This window comes from Neobacillus rhizosphaerae, from assembly GCF_937468385.1.
Classification (GTDB): Bacteria; Bacillota; Bacilli; order Bacillales; family Cytobacillaceae; genus Neobacillus; species Neobacillus rhizosphaerae.
In genome coordinates, this window is sequence record NZ_CALBWS010000033.1 from 1 (window position 1) to 15,894 (window position 15,894).

Below are 15,894 nucleotides of genomic sequence, written 5' to 3' on the forward strand. Positions count from 1 at the left end.
ATTCACTATTACAATAACAAACGAATAAAGGCAAAATTAAAAGACCTAAGCCCAGTAGAATACCGAACTCAGGTCCTCAAAGTAGCCTAAAATATTTGTCTAACTTTATTGGGTCAGATCAGTTACAGAGTCAGGCTCCTTCAATCACATTATTTTTCAAAAATGGCATTGGATAGCAGTCGGAATAGGTAATCTGTATGATCTCTGAAGCCCGCCTCCAGACCAATTAAGGTTACATCCTTATCCTGCTCTTTGACCATTACTGCCTGACCTTTAGCGTTTCTGTTATTTCTCCAATGACCCGCTATAAAGAAATCATCAGTGTTTGCATATCTTGCCACCACTTTATCATTTCCAGTATTGGTATACCATGTAGGACGATAAACAAATCCGAGATCATCCTGTCCATACCCGGCTGTTAGACCCGCCCCCTCATAGTTGACCTTCACAATTCCATTGCTATCTGAACCACCGTTATTAATTGTATCGTCCGTTAACCCTAGCGTTTTCGTTGCCTGTGAAGCGCTGGATCCTACTGCTATATATTTACCACCTTGAGCTACAAAGTTTGTAATGTTCGCTCTTAACTTCGCTTCCTGAGCCTTATCTTGAGGGCCAAATTCTTTATTTGAAGCACTTGTGATGACAGTAATGAGGTTGGATGATCCGCTGTAAACAAATACATCAAACTCTTTTAATCCTTTTTCGGCAACTTCTACTGGTGTCACTTCTGTTACCTCGAAGCCAAGTCTCCTTAAGGAAAGCTTTGTTCCGCTGTGGGACTGGACTTTACTTATGCCGCCGTCCTTAAGAATCGCAACTTTCAAGTTGGATAATGGAGTGGCATCTGCCGGTACCTTCGCGGTGGATTCCACCTGAATTCCAGATTCCTTAACAGCTTCGGAGATTTTATTTGCTGCTGCTTCTGTGTAAAAATTACCTTTGGAATCGCGTACAACAGGTAGCCCTTGTTGAAGCAACGTATTTACTAGATTGACAGCTTTTACGGAGCTGTTTGGAATCAAGAATGGACCTTTACCGGAAACAGATCCTTCTTCCGATATTTTGTTCAATTTTGTTGTTGTAACATCAACAGAACTTTGTGTAGGTATCGCTTCAAAGCCCCAGAGTTCTGGCAGACTCCATGCTGAAATATCATACATCGCGTCGATATCATTGGTGATATCTTCACCCTTCCAAAGCATAGTATTGGCTAATCCAGCTTTTGCCTGGTCCATATTAACGATGTACGTCCCTTTAGGATATGATTTCCCATCCACATTGAATGCCTTAGGAGCCTGAACCACATCAATGTCATTGTTGATTAAATGATTAACGGCTTTATTGGTTACAGTCGGATCTTTTTCATTAACCGGAAGGATATAGGCTTTAGGGAAGAAACCCTCTTTATGAAACGGATGGTCAAAGTTTATGCCGCGTTTAAACATTTCGATTTGGTCGGTAATCATGGCTTGTTTGTTCTCTGTGGAAAAATTAAGAGCACCAATAATGGCGTTGTACATCCAACGCACACCATCCCAATCATTTGTCGGTGTCTCTAACGTATGACCGTAAGCCCCATGATACATCGCATACATTGGAGTGAAAATTGGCGGATAGTCATCCCATCCATCCTTGTCATTGCGCTGTGGAATATAGACGCCTTGCATATTTTGGTACAATTTATTATCCGAGAATTGACCCTTCTTCATCATAATCTCATTTTCCATCGCTTCTGCCTGCTTATATGCCCATTTGTTATAAAGATCATATTCGTAGTTAGGATTATGCGGCGGCGTACAAGGTTCAATCAACCCTTGTCGGTTTGGCGCGTAATTTTTCACGTATCCATGTGTATCAAGGAACACCATTGGGTTCCATTCTTTAATGAGCTCAGCAGTTTCTCTCGTTTCCGGCTGGGACTGGGTAATAAAGTCACGATTCAAGTCAATCCCCTCGCCATTAAACCGGGTGGCATCGACACGTCCATCAGGATTTTGGACAACGTTAAAAATGAGAATGTTATTTGCCAAAATGTTTTTCGTCTCTTGGTCATTCTCTGTGGCAAAGCGTTCAATTAACTGAAGTATGGCATCGGTTCCAGCAAATTCTGTACCATGAATGGAACCATTAATCATGATTGGCACTTTAAAGTCTGGATTGTTGGCTATCCAATCCTGAGCCTTGCCTGGGTTTTTAAACATTTGCTTTCTTAACGCCTGGATTTTTCCAAACTTTCCATGAGAATCAGGGTCAGCAATGGTTACAACATAAAGAGGATGTCCATCCGCTGAAGTCCCGCGAACATCGACTTTCACACGGTTCGATTGTTTCTCAATTGCTTTCAACTTGGAGCCGATTTGCGAGAATTTCACAAAGTCATAGTTTTCACTATTAAACTTACTTCCATCTTGTTCCTCGTAAACATTGACGCTTGTCCATTTTGGCGCATCAGCAAATCCAGGTGTCAATGGTACTGTAGTAAGCAAACCCACAACTAAAATGCCGGCAACCACTTTCTTTTTCTTTTTCTTTTTCTTCATTCAAAAACCTCCATTTTCGAATAATTATTTAATCGTATGCATAATTACTTATTACCTCCTATTTTATTATGAAAACCATTAAATTCCATCCAGCCTTTCTCCTAAACAACCATGAATTATTACTAGGTTAAAAGTAACAACACACACACTACCATTCTATGAACAAAAAATTTTATTATTACATATTTAAAATCTAGTTCACAACATGTCCGCTCAGGACGGACAAATGTCCACGAACGGTGCCTGACACCCTAATTACTAATGACACACTAAGAAAAGTGCATAAAAAAATGGCAGAGAGAAAGGTCTCTCTGCCATTTTTATTGTTTTAAACTATTTTTATGCTATTTTTCGAAGGATCTATTTCAAAGACTCTAAGCTTACAGCAATTTTTGAACCTAACACGGCGTTATTTTTTACTAACTGAATGTTTGAATCTAAGCTTTTTCCACCAGTTAATTCTTTTACTTTTGCTAGTAGGAATGGTGTTGCATCTTTACCTGAGATGTTGTTTTCCTCCGCTTCTTTTAAAGCAGTTTCGATTACATCAGTAATCATTTGCTCATCCATTGCATACTCTTCTGGGATTGGATTAGCAATAACAGCTCCACCCTTTAATCCCAAATCCCATTTCGTTTTTAATGTTGAAGCAATGCTTTCGGCATCATCTGCACGGAAGTTTACTGGGAATTTACTTGAGCGAGTATAGAATGATGGAAGTAGATCCGTTTGATACCCCATCACTGGCACACCTTTTGTTTCAAGATATTCCATTGTTAAACCTAAATCTAAGATAGATTTAGCGCCTGCACAGATAACAGCTACATTCGTTTGTGCTAGTTCTTCTAAATCGGCTGAAATATCCATTGTTGTTTCAGCACCACGGTGTACGCCGCCAATTCCGCCAGTTACGAAAATATGAATTCCAGCGAGTTCTGCACAAATCATCGTCGCAGCAACTGTTGTTGCCCCTTTTTTCTTAGTAGCAACCAAATAGGCTAAATCACGGCGAGATGCTTTGGCAACATCTGAGCTTTTCCCGAACATTTCAAGCTCATCATCAGATAAACCAATTTTAATTTTTCCATCTAAAATGGCAATTGTAGCTGGTACTGCTCCATTGTCACGAATAATTTGTTCTACTTCACGGGCAGTTATCACATTTTGTGGATAAGGCATGCCATGTGAAATGATCGTCGACTCCAAAGCTATGATTGGTTTTCCTTGTTCTTTCGCTACACGTACTTCTTCAGATAATGTAATGTATTGTTTCATGATAATTCCTCCATGTCTTTTTGTAGTTGTGCCGCTGATAAATCCTGGCGTACGGTGTAGGATGATTGTAAGGTCTTTGAGGCGTTAACCGCTCCAGCCTTGGCAATATCCCTTAAATTTTTACCATTTAACCAAGAATAAATTACTGCAGAAGAAAATGCATCCCCCGCACCGGTTACATCCAGGATATCCTTTGTTTCAATCGAAGGCATATGAAAAATTCCTTCTTCATTATTCGCAATCATTGCCCCTTTTTTCCCATTGGTAATAACAACATTAGCTATACCAAGTGAGAGCCATTTTTCAAGGGCAAGCTTCCACTCATCTTCATTGGTTATTTTAATATTAAAATACGTTTCCGATTCATCACGGTTAGTTATTAACCAAGCTATCCCATCTAAATCATCAGGTATTCGATTCATTTTCGGTGATGAAACCGGTATTAAAGCGATCGGTCTATCATGTTTTCTCGCAAATTGGCATAAAAATTGCAAAGTTTCCTTTGGACAGTTTAAGTCTGCCACAATGCATTTTGCCCTACTTAATAAAACATCCTGTTTTTGGAGTAATTCTGGTGTAATGGACTCATACACTTCCATATCGGCAAGAGCTATAATTAACTCGCCGTCCGTATCTAGAACAGCAGTATACGACCCTGTTGACTTTCCAGGGATTTTAGCCACTTGATCTAAATGCATATAGAGTGTTGATGATTCTTCAATGAACGACCAATCACTGTCAGTACCACATGCTGTTACTAACGATACTCCCATTCCAAGACGACCTAAATTCTCGGCGATGTTTCTTGCGACTCCTCCCACACTCTTAGCTGATTGAATAGGGTTAGAAGTACCCAACTGTGCCTTGTTCTTTACTTGGAATTTTCGGTCTAAGTTAGCCCCGCCGATACAAACAATTTGCTGTGACTCATTTAAAACATAAGCCCGCCCTAAGATTTCGCCTTTTCTAGTAAGCCCGGAAATAATATTAGCAATCGAAGGCCTTGAAAGACCCAAAGCCTCTGCAAGCTCCTGCTGAGAAATATAGGGGTTCTTTTGAATCAAATTAAAAATTAACTGCTCTTTCTCGGTCATTCTCTCAGTCACACACTCACCTCCTTTTAAACTTTTGTTTAAAATCAGAACTTATGTTTACATTGTACTCCTCATTGTTAAATAGGTCAACTCCTTTTTGACTATCTTAACTTAATCAAAACAAACAAAATACATTCATCAATCCCGCAAAGGGTAAAGCCAAAACCGATAAGCCTTAAACATGATCGGTCAAAAAACGGAGACGTACCTAGGATGGTCATACCGAGTGAAGCATCATTTGTTATCCAGCAGATTATTAAAAAAATGGAAACCTAACTCGGACGTTTCATTCTAATTGCACCCATTCCCCCAAAAAATATAGAGAATAAAAACGAATTTTTCAACGGCTGCACGCCAATTATCCCCTTTCCATAAAATGTGGAAAGAACCAAAACTGAATTTTCCAACATGAAGGGAAAGATGTGGTGCTTAAATATGAAAAAATCCCAGACTTATCACCAGTCGTTTCAAAATCTCCAAGAGAATGAAATAATGTTTGAACAGGTTTTTGAACGGATAATCGAGTTCATGAACATAGATCCAAGTGGAAACTTCCGCCTAATGGTGGGAACAGATTCACAGGTTCACAAATCCCAGACTACCTTTATCACTGGAATAGTTATTCAAAATGAAGGGAACGGTGTTTGGGCGTGTATTAGAAAAGTGATAGTTCCCAGAAAAATGACCCATTTACATGAGCGGATCTCTCTTGAACTATCCTTAACAGAAGAAATTGTTTCTATGTTCACAGAGGAGAAAAAAAATGAATTAATCCAGATTGTCCTTCCATATCTCTATCAAGGCGCAACATTTATCATGGAGGGTCATATCGATATTGGGGCGGGGAAACGAAATAAAACCAGTGAATTTGTCAAAGAAATGGTATCAAGAATAGAATCCATGGGAGTCGAACCCAAAATCAAACCAAACGCCTTCGTCGCCTCCAGCTATGCCAACCGCTACACCAAATAGTGTATGGTGTCAGGCACCACAAAAAGACAAATGTCCACCATACGCGGACAAAATACAACATTTGTCCACGTGTGATGCTCGACACCCTAAATATATTCTAGTTCAATTATTATTGTGGTGCCTTGTCCTGGCTGGCTTTCGATTTTCATGGTGCCCTTGTGTTCTTGGATGATCTTATTGCTGACTGTTAGGCCAAGTCCGATTCCTTTTTCCTTCGTTGTATAGAATGGAGTACCTAAATAGCGCATTAAGTCTGTGGCGATGCCGATGCCCTCATCGAAAATATGAATTAACACTTTATTTCCTTCAACTTTCTCTACCTTAATATGGATATCTCCACCGTTAGGCATGGCTTCAATGGCGTTTTTAATAAAATTGACAAAGACCTGCTTCAGTTGGTGTGGGCTGCAAAGTAAATCGATATCGTTTGCTTGATAGTGGTTTATGATTTGCACATTATGTAGTAAGGCTTGTGGGTGAAGAATGTTAACCGTGCTTTCAAGTATTAAGTAAAGACTTTCTCGTTCATATTGAATGGCTTGCGGTTTCGCAAGTGACATAAATTCATTGACAATTATATCAATACGATCTAATTCGTTCATAATTATCGATAAGTAGTGGTCTTGTTTTTCCTTGTTAGGCGTACTTTTCAAAAGTTTTGAGAACCCTTTTAAAGAAGTCAATGGGTTTCGTATTTCATGAGCTACACCTGCCGCTAATTGACCGATTATGGAAAGACGGTCTAAATTACGAAGTGCCTGATCATTCTTTACTCTATCCGTAATATTTCTCCCAACCGAAACATATGATTCGATTTCTTTTTGTTCGTTATAGATGGGAGAAAGATTTGATTCAGAATAAATGATTTCTTTATCTCCAGTCAACACCTTTACTTGGAATAGCTGGGGCTCATTTGTTTCGACTAGTTTTTGAAACACTCTTTCAAAATGCCCCCTATCATCAGGAGAGATAATGTCAAATATATCTCGACCAATCAATTGCTCTGGGGTATACCCCAGAGCCCTTTCGTGAGAGGGTGATGCATAGACAATCTTTTTATCCTTCGAATAAACCTTAATCATATCTTCTGTATTTTCCGTGATTAATTTATATAACTCACGAGTTCTTTTCAATTCTTTTCCTATAAATACACTATCAGTAATATCACGGTAAATGGCTATTATAGCGAATATTTCTCCCTTGGAATTTCGAAAAGGAGAATAGGAAACTGCTATATCAAGAACTCTTCCATCTTTATGAAAACGTTGAGTAATAATATTATGGAATGGACTACCTAATTTAACATTTTCTTTTATTTCCTTTACTGAATCAGGAATGGGAAAATCATCATATTTTCTTCCTAGTAAAACATCTTCTGTAAATCCGAAAATTTTAGTATACATTTGATTTACTCGAATAAACCGGTCCTCCATATCGATAATACAGATTCCGTCAGCGGAACAATTGAGAAAAAGATCAATTATTTCATCTGGATTAAGGATAATAGATTTATCTTCTTTTCCAATAATAGGGAAACTTTTCGGCATGTTCATCTCTCCAAACAGGTCAGATATCCTATCTTTCTCCATTTTACAGAATTTTAGAATAAAGAAAATAGAAATTTTAAAGGGTGTCACTTATAGGGTGTCAGGCACCATGAAAGGACATTTGTCCATTCGCGGTGCCTGACACCCTTATTTTATTTGACAAGGAAAACCTGATGCCTTGCCACTCATGTTTTAGTGCTTTTTTTGAGTGGCGGAATTTCAAAATAGGTCACCACTCTCCACATCCATTCCAATGGCCCGAATCTAAAGAAGCGCAGCCAAATCGTACTGAAGATAAGTTGAACAAAATAGATGGCCAAACATAAATAAAGCGATTGAACATAAGTAATATGGTTGAATAAATGCAGCATCTTCCCCGCCAGTAATATGAAGACAGTTTGTGAAATGTAGTTTGTTAGTGCCATTCGCCCGTAGCTTTTTAACGGTGATAATACTTTCTGAACCAAGGGGAATTGTAAAAGTAAGATCATGAGCCCCATATAAAACGCCGAGATAATCGGGCCAATCGTAATCCCAATGTTCAAAAAGTGCTGTGTCTCCTGGTAATCCCCTTCCGATCCATTGCCAAACACAACAGGAATAAATTGGTATTGATACATAAGCGCCGATGTACTTAATAAAAACATAACCCCTGTAAAAATAGCTGTCGTTTTCCAATGTTGTCTAAGGTTTTCAAATACCCGATATTGCCCGGCGGCAATTCCCAATAACATAAGAGGAAAAACCATGAAAAGCTTAAATGAAACGATTCCCAAAATCATTAACAAGACGGTTCCAAACACAAGATTAACCATTTTATTGACATTGTAAAAAGGCAAAATAAATAGGCCACAAATAGCGTATACTGTAAGCGCTTCGCCAGGATGAAACTGGACATGGACCAAGCCGATGATAAATAATGCGGCGATTCTTCTCAGAAATAAAACGAATCCGTTCCTTCCTTTCGCATTGGCCCGTGTGATAAAAATATAAAATCCAACCCCAAACAGAAAGGTAAAAATCGTATAAAAACGCCCTTCCACAAATAAATATAAAAACCTCCAGTAAGAAGAATTTATGGTGTGGGGCGCCGGTAGCTTCACAGACAGCAAAGGGATTATATTCACCAAAATGATTCCCATCAGCGCAAATCCCCGCAAATAATCAAGCATATCAATCCGTTTATTTAACTCCATCGCCGCCTCCTTAAAGTGGTGCCCGACACCCAAATGATGTCCACAACAGACGGACAAATGTCCACAAGTGGTGCCTGACACCAAAACTGACACCGATACATATGAACTCAGATCCCTCTCTAGTATTCTAGCCGATAGATCAAAAATCTTTCATTTGGATTATGTTCATATAAATACGGCAATTGGACTTCTCTTTTTAACTCAAAAGAAGTATGGTTTTCAAGAAAATAAATATAATCCTCTGATGGATAATATAACACCAATTCAATATTCCGCTCTGATTCTTCCACTGACAGCAGGATGTTATTTACGATTTTCCTAAACACTTGAATCGAAAACGGATTGAAGAAATAAAAGCGATTATCCCTTGAATCTATTTCATACTCTTCTGCCAGGCAACAATGAAACTGAATTTTATCCAAACTATTTTTGGTTCTCCTCACGTAACTCCCGCGATTTTCAACTGCAGCCTGAAAAAGAGTCCCGTCCATTTCCACCCCGACCACTGAAGCATGGAAAAAATATTCGATATAAAAGTTTAACCGCCCTTTCCCGCACCCGAAATCAACCACTCGATCACTGCTCTCCACTTCATAATGACGAAATAGTTCCTCCAGGGCGCTATAAGGCGTCGGCTCATAGCGGTGATAGTGCAGGGACTTATGAAACCCCTGCTGCTCCCCTCTTGTTTTTATGTTCAATAATTTATCATAATAATATTCTTTCATTGATTACACCTATTCAAGTTTGTTTATAACAGCAACTATGCTTTATTTAGATTAAACTATTTTTTGAAAAAAAGACATTAAAACCAAGCCATCCCCCCATTTCTCCTGAATATCTGCAATAAAAGAAGGAAATAGTGGTATAATGTCGAAAGTCTAATAAAATAGAAGAATGATTTTGTTCTAGCACCGAAAGATTAAAATCATTTCTACAAAACCTTAATCATTAATCCTCTGTTTGGAAGAAAGGAACAAGGAGATGGTTTCATATGAAAATTAAAAAAATATTAAATAACAATGCCGTTGTCGTTTCAGATAACAATGAAGAGAAGATTGCCATTGGCGGGGGAATCGCTTTTCAAAAAAAGAAAAATGATATTATTAACCCAGGTAAAATTGAAAAACTATTTGTCATGAAGGGAAATGAAAAATTCCAACAGCTCCTCCTCCAAATACCCGAAGAACATTTTACCCTCTCAGAGGAGATTATCACCTACGCTGAAGACTCCCTTGGATGTAAATTAAATGATCATATCCATATCGCCCTAACTGATCACTTATCATTTGCCATTGAAAGAGTACGAGACGGAATTAATCTTAAAAATAAGCTTTTTCATGAAATAAAAATCCTTTATAAAAAGGAATTTGAAATCGGTATGTGGGCCCTTAGGCATATTGAGAAAAAGACAACTATTAAAATGCCCGCAGATGAAGCAGCCTTTATTGCCCTTCATCTTCACACCGCTAACCTAAATGGTGGGGACATGAAGCAAACACTGCGGCAAACAGCGATCATTGGGGATATGGTCCAGATCATTAAGGATGACTTAAACATTGAAATTGACGAAGACGATCTTTCTTACCAGCGCTTAATGACCCATCTTCGCTTTGCTATTTCTAGAATCAGCAATGGTGAGCCGAATACAATCGATGACGAGATGCTGAAAATGATCACCAATAAATTCCCAACCGCCTATAACTGTGCGAAGAAAGTTGCCAAGGAACTTTCGCAAAATCACGCCATACAACTGCCAGAGCACGAACTCGGATACTTAACCCTTCATATCGAAAGATTACGAAAGCGATAAAAAACGCCTGGACCTCTATGCTGTCCAGGCGTTTTCGCATCAATACCAGCTATGATATTTCTACTTGTTCTTGCGGATCTTGATAATTTCATCGGCAACAAATTGTACATTGGTTCCGACAATAACTTGAATGCTTTGCGGACCGACAACATTAATTCCCGGTACGCCTGTCGCTTTAATTTTCTTTTGGTCAACGGCCTTCATATCTTTTACTTCCATTCTTAGACGAGTTACACAATTGTCAACCGACACGACGTTAGCGTCGCCGCCTAGGCCTGCGTAAATTTGCGCTGCCATCGAAGCAAATTTACTCTCACCTTTCGCAAGAGAAATTTCTTCAGTCTCTTCATCATCATCTTCACGACCAGGAGTCTTAAGGTTGAATTTCGTAATGATAAAGCGGAATAAGAAGTAATAGATGACCGCAAATACTAGTCCTTGAACAATTAACCAGTATGGGTGATTTGCCATTGGATTTTTTAAACTTAAGAAAAAGTCGATAAATCCTCCACTAAAGGCAAATCCTGCTGTCCAATGGAATGTAGCTGCAATCGCCAATGAAAGACCAGTTAAAATGGCATGCACAAGATAAAGCATTGGAGCTAAGAACATGAAAGCAAATTCTATTGGTTCTGTTACCCCTGTCAAGAAGGAAGCAAAACCTGCTGCCAACATTAATGAAGCTATTTGTTTTTTCTTTTTTGTTTTTGCAGTATGAACCATCGCTAATGCTGCAGCAGGCAACCCAAACATCATGATTGGGAAGAATCCTGCTTGATACATTCCTGTAACTCCTTTTTCACCTTTACCTGACAAGAAGTTTCCAATATCATTGATTCCCGCAACATCAAACCAGAACACGGAGTTTAAGGCATGGTGTAACCCAGTTGGAATTAAAAGTCTGTTGAAGAAACCGTAAAGTCCCGCACCAAAAGCACCTAAATCACTAATTGTTTTACCAAAAGAAACTAATGCAGTATAGATGACTGGCCAAATAAAGAACAATGCACCAGACACCACCAACATTGCAACCGCTGTCATAATTGGTACCAGGCGTTTCCCACTAAAGAAGGCAAATGCATCTGGCAGCTTTACATGACTAAAACGATTGTACATCATCGAAGCAACAATACCTGAAAGAATACCCACAAAGGCATTTCCGATTTTAGCAAACGCAGGGTCTACCTTTGCTGCATCAATTCCCTCCAGCAAAGCAACCGAGCCGGTTGAAAGTAAGGTTGTTACGACCAGATAGGCAACCAAACCACTTAGCGCCGATGAGCCATCTTTTTCCTTTGCCATACCCAATGCTACACCTACAGCAAATAGGATTGGTATATTATCAATAATTGAGCCCCCGGCTTTAATTAAGAAAGCAGCAAACGGACTATCCGCCCCCCAGCCTGTTGGATCGATCCAATAGCCAATACCTAGTAAAAGGGCTGCAGCTGGTAAGATTGCAACCGGTAACATCAAAGAACTACCAAGTTTTTGAAAATACTTTTTCATTTTTTTACCTCCCATAAATTTTAATCAAACTACTAAACTGTCAATAAAACGAACAATGAATACGAATAATTCCTACAAAAGAATGACGAATAGCAGCCTTATATCCGATTTATTATTGTGTTAATCACCTCCTTCAAGATAATTTTTATTAATGTGAAGGACTGAATTAGGAAACAGCCCTTCACTTCAAACCAATTACACAGAGGCTGTGAAAATAACGGTCTTGCCGGCAGTACCTTCTTTTTCCTCAGTGAAGGCATAATGCTTCTTACCTTCTTGACTATTGGTAATCACAATCGGTGTGATCGTGCTTTTTGCATTTATATTAATATATTCCCAATCAACCTCAATTAGTAATTGTCCGGCAGAAACTCTGTCCCCTTCTTTAACTGCAACGTTAAACCCCTTGCCTTCTAAAGAAACAGTTTCTAAACCGACATGAATGAGGATTTCTGACCCATCCTCAGCACGAATGCCAATCGCATGCTTAGTAGCAGCAACAAGAATAACGGTCCCCTTTACCGGGGCATAAATATTTCCGTTTGTCGGTATCACCGCAATCCCTTCCCCCATCATCTTTTGACTGAAAACAGGATCTGGAACTTCCTCAAGTGGAACAATCTTACCATTAACTGGTGTATAAAAATCCACTGCATCTTTTTTAAAAAAATTAAACTTCATAACCATAACTCCTTTGCTTTTTGTTTATAGTTCCCAAAAGATGTAAAAGAAACAACAAAAAAGGCATGGGGGTACAAATAAACAGATGTAGACATCCATTCATTCTACCACCATGCCTGATCGTATCAGTAACATGTGATCATAATTAAACTTACAATTAATAATACCATTAATTTATAAAAATACAATATGAAAACGCAATCATTTTTTTAAAGGAAAAAATTCCCTATTTAAGCAGAAGGTTTTTTTCAATAGATTCAACAGAATTTTCCCTTTCATTTAGTTCATTCATACTCGGGAATTGGATTGTAAAGATGGTCCCTTTCCCAAGTTCACTTTCCACCTTAATTTTGCCTTTCATTGCCCGAATAAGCTGGAATGAAATAGTAAGCCCGACGCCGGTGCCTTTTTCCTTTGTTGTAAAAAAGGGAGTTCCAATCTTCTTAATTTGGCTTTTCGTCATCCCTTTTCCACTATCAATGATTTCGATGGTGATGGTACCACCCATCTCAATCGTATTAACCGTAAGAGTTCCTCCTGTTTTCATCGCTTCAATGCCATTCTTGATAATATTGACTAACACCTGCTTGATTTCACTTCTGTTTCCTTTTATGTAAAGAGATTCTTGAATATTCGTCTCGATTGTTATGTTCTGAATATTCGAATAAGAAGTCATCAGGGCAATCGTCTTCTTCACCTCATCAGATAGATTGATAGTAGATAACTCTTCCGTATTGGGCTTTGCTAACGACAAGTAATCATTAATAATAATTTGGGCATGATCCAGTTCATTTAAAGCAATTTCAATGTAATTTTTCTGAGCAGTTTGCAAGTTTTCGTCGTCGGAAATTAACTGCAAAAAACCTCGAACAGAAGTCAGCGGATTCCTTACCTCGTGGGCAACCGAAGCTGCTAATTGACTAATCACATTTAATTTTTCATCATTCTTTAATTTCTCACGAAGCTCTATTTGTTGATTAACATTTTCGATGACAAACACAACCATCATCAAGCAGATCCAAGTAATGAAATAAAAAACAACCATGAAGAAAATTTGCTCGAATTGATTCGCTTTGAAAAGGGTAACCAAAACGATTAAAGTATTAGCTAAAAATACTAAACTGACAAACACTATCTTATGGTTCTTTTGGAAGTCTGTAATTTTATTTCTCAAAAGGATAAGAAACAGACTTGTGAGTGAATGATTAATTAAAACGACATAAAACCCGTCTCCGCCAATCATAAATCGATAAACTAATAAGACCATTACCGTGATTAACCCTGGAATCGTTCCTCCATAAACAAAAGAGATGATAAAGGGAATGATTCTAAAATCATAGACATATCCCTCTGAAAATTTCATTGGATAAGACATAGCAAGAACTAAAATTATCAATAAAGTGAGGGTTAGTTTCGAATAAGCCTTACTTCGTTCCCTGTTTTTTTCATGAAAAAATAAATGATAGACTACCATTGGAAAAAATACAATTAATATTTGATATAAAATTACTTTGACATCAATAGCCATTAAATAACTCCTCCAAATAGGTAGTCATATGATTCAAAGCAAAACACTAAATACTTTTATTAACATTACAGCAATTTATTTCAAATTTATTATACACCATCAGACGAAAAAAAAGAGTGGCAGTTTCACCTCCGCTCTTCAAAATACTTAGACTAAAAAAGAATTGTCATGCTTTAGACAAGGAGCAAGTTCCTTTTATCAGCGACTTTTGCGGTTTTATCAGCGAATCGAAGGGTTTTGGTCAGATCGTCCTTAAATTTCGATAAAAGCAACCAGCTATGAAAAAGAAGCCGATTTTTAATACTTAAGAAAAAAGTAAACCTTCCTAATTGTTAGGAAGGTTTACTTTATTTGGATCACGAAACCACGCCTGCTTCTCGCTTAAGGGAACGCTCCCTCTCTAGTTGAGGATGCGCCTTCCTGACGACAGCCGGTCTCGCAAGCACAAGCATAACGCCAATTAATAAACTCGCTGACAAAAGTAAGATCCACTGTGCCTGAAAAACATCGTACAAGAAGCCGTATAGGACCATTCCTAGTGGCATCAACGCCATTGACATCGTTTCAAGAATGGAAAAGATGCGACCTTTATAATCATCATCGATTTGCTTTTGCATCATAACCATCAATGGTGTATTGACAATGATGATCAGTGCACCAAGACTGAACATCGTAATCATGTAATAACTAAAAACCAATCCATACGTCATTTTGATCATTAAGGGCAGGGCAATCGCCCCCATAAAGATTCCCATTCCAATGATAGCTCGCTTTGATACAAGAAACGGAAATTTCACTTCTTTTCTTATCGAGAAATAGATTGATAGAAACAGCATTCCTATGGCAAATGCCCCTTGTGTAAAGCCAAAATGTTGGGAAACCATTTTCATTTTTTCAATAAGGATGAAAGAATAGCCAACCTCAAAAGCACCAAAGAGGAAATTAATTAACAGTGATATCCAAATGATTGTCATGAGCAACGGTTGTAATTTCAAATAGCTAATTCCTGCCTTCATACTTTGCCACATCGATTCGTTCGGTTCCCCTATCACAGGTTCTTTTCGGTTCGCAAACAGTTTAAAATTCATGGTTGATTCAAGCGTCACTGCGATTGTCGAAGCTGCCATATACATGATGAGGAATACAGGCATTGAAACGGCTCCGTACAATAAACCCCCTACTGCAGGGCTGGCAATGGCCGCAAAGGAAATGGACATCTGGTTTAATGACATCGCTCTTTGAACTCTTTCCTTATCAACGAGTCCTGTAATCGAGGACGTAAACGTCACCCCGGAAAACATAGAAGTCAGGGACAAAATACACGAAGTAGTATAAATCGCGGCAAGTGACAATCCTGATGTAAAACTTACGGCTAGTAATCCTCCAATTGCCAGTGTTGTGGCTATTTGTGCAATAATGACAATCATCTTTCGCGAGTATTTATCCACCATATATCCTGCGAATGGAGCAGCAAGTGTTCGCGGTAAAATGTTGCAGATTAAATTCGCGGCAAAACTAGTCGCTGAACCGGTAGCTTGTAAAATATAAAAACTGATCGCGAAAGCATATACTTGTGCACCAAACGATGAAATCAATTTGCTAATCGTGAATGTCCAAAGATGATAGGTTGCCTTTTTAAGCTTTTGATGATCATCCAACACTATCTCCACCCCTAATGTTTAATTTAATTAAACAAATCATACCACTTAATCTCTTCCATTTCAAGGGAAAGTTTA

Annotated in this window: 13 protein-coding genes; 3 read left to right on the forward strand and 10 right to left on the reverse strand. The window is 38.4% G+C overall.

Annotation, left to right across the window (positions count from 1 at the left end; all coding sequences use genetic code 11):
* A partial coding sequence (locus M5A78_RS19975) for an IS3 family transposase (RefSeq protein ID WP_248736569.1) occupies window positions 1–90 on the forward strand: 90 nt, incomplete at its 5' end.
* A 59-nt stretch (window positions 91–149) separates the two neighbouring features.
* Here the strand turns inward: M5A78_RS19975 and M5A78_RS19980 are convergent.
* The 3 genes from M5A78_RS19980 to M5A78_RS19990 form a co-directional block, all read right to left on the reverse strand.
* Window positions 150–2,543 carry a M14 family zinc carboxypeptidase gene (locus tag M5A78_RS19980; protein WP_248737038.1) on the reverse strand — a complete coding sequence of 798 codons (2,394 nt, stop codon included), beginning with the start codon at window positions 2,541–2,543 and terminating at the stop codon, window positions 150–152.
* Between the two features lie 360 nt (window positions 2,544–2,903).
* Complete coding sequence (locus tag M5A78_RS19985) at window positions 2,904–3,818, reverse strand: pseudouridine-5'-phosphate glycosidase (RefSeq protein ID WP_248737039.1); 915 nt, start codon at window positions 3,816–3,818, stop codon at window positions 2,904–2,906.
* Entirely contained in the window at window positions 3,815–4,912 is a 1,098-nt protein-coding gene (locus M5A78_RS19990) for a PfkB family carbohydrate kinase (RefSeq protein ID WP_248737085.1), read from the reverse strand. Before M5A78_RS19990 ends, M5A78_RS19985 begins: the two co-directional genes overlap by 4 nt.
* A 435-nt stretch (window positions 4,913–5,347) precedes the next feature.
* Here M5A78_RS19990 and M5A78_RS19995 point away from each other — a divergent pair, with 435 nt between their 5' ends.
* The gene (locus M5A78_RS19995) at window positions 5,348–5,884 is read left to right on the forward strand and encodes a ribonuclease H-like YkuK family protein (RefSeq protein ID WP_248737040.1); all 537 of its coding nucleotides are present in this window, start codon (window positions 5,348–5,350) and stop codon (window positions 5,882–5,884) included.
* Window positions 5,885–5,970: 86 nt separating this feature from the next.
* Here M5A78_RS19995 and M5A78_RS20000 read toward each other — a convergent pair whose 3' ends face one another.
* From M5A78_RS20000 to M5A78_RS20010, 3 genes are all read right to left on the reverse strand, one after another.
* Window positions 5,971–7,431, reverse strand: a complete 1,461-nt coding sequence (locus tag M5A78_RS20000) for a PAS domain-containing sensor histidine kinase (protein ID WP_248737041.1) — start codon at window positions 7,429–7,431, stop codon at window positions 5,971–5,973.
* Between the two features lie 185 nt (window positions 7,432–7,616).
* Window positions 7,617–8,627 carry a DUF418 domain-containing protein gene (locus M5A78_RS20005; RefSeq protein ID WP_248737042.1) on the reverse strand — a complete coding sequence of 337 codons (1,011 nt, stop codon included), beginning with the start codon at window positions 8,625–8,627 and terminating at the stop codon, window positions 7,617–7,619.
* Window positions 8,628–8,746: 119 nt separating this feature from the next.
* Window positions 8,747–9,355 (reverse strand): class I SAM-dependent methyltransferase, encoded by a 609-nt coding sequence (locus tag M5A78_RS20010; RefSeq protein ID WP_248737043.1) that lies wholly within the window; start codon window positions 9,353–9,355, stop codon window positions 8,747–8,749.
* A 266-nt stretch (window positions 9,356–9,621) separates the two neighbouring features.
* Here M5A78_RS20010 and M5A78_RS20015 point away from each other — a divergent pair, with 266 nt between their 5' ends.
* Window positions 9,622–10,440 carry a PRD domain-containing protein gene (locus M5A78_RS20015; protein WP_248737044.1) on the forward strand — a complete coding sequence of 273 codons (819 nt, stop codon included), beginning with the start codon at window positions 9,622–9,624 and terminating at the stop codon, window positions 10,438–10,440.
* A 60-nt stretch (window positions 10,441–10,500) separates the two neighbouring features.
* Here the strand turns inward: M5A78_RS20015 and nagE are convergent, their stop codons facing one another.
* The 4 genes from nagE to M5A78_RS20035 all read right to left on the reverse strand — a co-directional run bounded on the left by nagE (window position 10,501) and on the right by M5A78_RS20035 (window position 15,819).
* Window positions 10,501–11,949, reverse strand: a complete 1,449-nt coding sequence (gene nagE, locus M5A78_RS20020; RefSeq protein WP_248737045.1) for an N-acetylglucosamine-specific PTS transporter subunit IIBC — start codon at window positions 11,947–11,949, stop codon at window positions 10,501–10,503.
* A 195-nt stretch (window positions 11,950–12,144) separates the two neighbouring features.
* Window positions 12,145–12,630, reverse strand: a complete 486-nt coding sequence (locus M5A78_RS20025; RefSeq protein WP_248737046.1) for a PTS sugar transporter subunit IIA — start codon at window positions 12,628–12,630, stop codon at window positions 12,145–12,147.
* A 226-nt stretch (window positions 12,631–12,856) separates the two neighbouring features.
* Window positions 12,857–14,158, reverse strand: a complete 1,302-nt coding sequence (locus M5A78_RS20030) for an ATP-binding protein (protein ID WP_248737047.1) — start codon at window positions 14,156–14,158, stop codon at window positions 12,857–12,859.
* Between the two features lie 356 nt (window positions 14,159–14,514).
* A complete protein-coding gene (locus M5A78_RS20035) occupies window positions 14,515–15,819 on the reverse strand; it encodes an MFS transporter (RefSeq protein WP_406603725.1) in 1,305 nt (434 codons plus the stop codon).
* Window positions 15,820–15,894 lie beyond the last annotated feature (75 nt).